Origin of the sequence: Vibrio sp. Vb1337, assembly GCF_033338715.1 — a bacterium.
In the GTDB taxonomy this organism is placed as follows: domain Bacteria; phylum Pseudomonadota; class Gammaproteobacteria; order Enterobacterales; family Vibrionaceae; genus Vibrio; species Vibrio alginolyticus.
This window is the reverse complement of the sequence record NZ_JAWOTD010000180.1, coordinates 1-1180: the sequence shown is the minus strand read 5'-3', so window position 1 is coordinate 1180 and position 1180 is coordinate 1. Positions and strand designations below refer to the sequence as shown.

Here is a 1180-nt window from a genome sequence, read left to right as displayed (position 1 = left end):
TCGCGTGAATGGCAAAAATTTGGTGATGAACAGAGTTACGCTTCGTACGTCGACAGGTGAACCTTATGGCGCAGTGTTTAGCTTGCGTGACCAAAATGAGATGCACGTACTCTCGGAGAAAATCAGTCAGGTGACGCAGTACATGGAGAACATGCGCGTTGCGCGTCACGAGTATCAAAATAAGCTTTCGACTATCTCGGGTCTCTTACAAATGGGGGCTTACGATAAAGCGCTTTCAGTTTGTTTGTCGCAAGCGAAAGCCAGTCAATCACAACTGGATTCGCTACATGCGCTGAATAGCAGACCGGCCTTGTCAGCCTTGATTTTGGCAAAGGCGAGCAAAGCCAACGAACTGGGTGTGGCACTGAGCATTGACTGCCAAAGTGATTTGAGCGCGCTGTCTCGCCGTTTGTCAGAAGAACAATTGTGTGGGCTGATTGGCAATTTAGCTCAAAACGCTTTGGAAGCGGTGAAAGGACAAGAGAACGGTTATGTACACATTGGTATTTCAGAATCGGCCTGTGAGTACACCATTCAGGTTTCGAACAACGGCCCGCTGATCGAGAGTGAATTTGATGCGTTGTGCGAATTGGGCTTTACCACTAAGCAAAACAAAGCCGATCATGGAGTAGGCATGTACCTTGTACGTTCCATCGTTGAGCAAGGCAATGGGCATATGGAGTTGGACAGTGACGAGCAAGAAACCGCGTTTACGATCTATTTTCCCAAGGAGTTAGGATGATAAAAGTAGTCATAGTGGAAGATGATCCCAACATTGCAGAGCTTCATCACCATTTCATTGAGCAAGTGGAACAATATCAAGTCGTCGGTATTGCTGGCAGTATTCACATTGCCCAGCAGCTAGTGACGCATACTAAGCCGGATTTGGTCATTGTCGACAACTACTTACCAGACGGGCAAGGTGTCGAGCTGGTTTATCAATGGTTAGAGAGCGACCAGAAACCAGAATGCATTTTGGTCACGGCGGCCAATGACGCATCTACGGTTCAAAAAGCTCATCGTTTCGGCGCATTTGATTACCTCGTCAAGCCCGTTGATTACTCAAGACTAACCGAAAGCTTGCTCCGTTTCGCAAAGGTCAAAAACCATATGCGTAGCCAAGAGAGTTTTCGACAGTCGCAGCTTGATGACTTGTTCCATCTTGGAAAAGGCACGCCAA

2 protein-coding genes are annotated in these 1180 nt (G+C 47.5%); both read left to right on the top strand.

Features of this window, described 5'->3' with window-relative positions:
• On the top strand, positions 1–742 hold a 742-nt coding region (locus tag R7E42_RS24850; RefSeq protein ID WP_318073211.1), incomplete at its 5' end, for a sensor histidine kinase.
• On the top strand, positions 739–1180 hold a 442-nt coding region (locus R7E42_RS24845; RefSeq protein ID WP_318073210.1), incomplete at its 3' end, for a response regulator. The genes R7E42_RS24850 and R7E42_RS24845, both read left to right, overlap by 4 nt.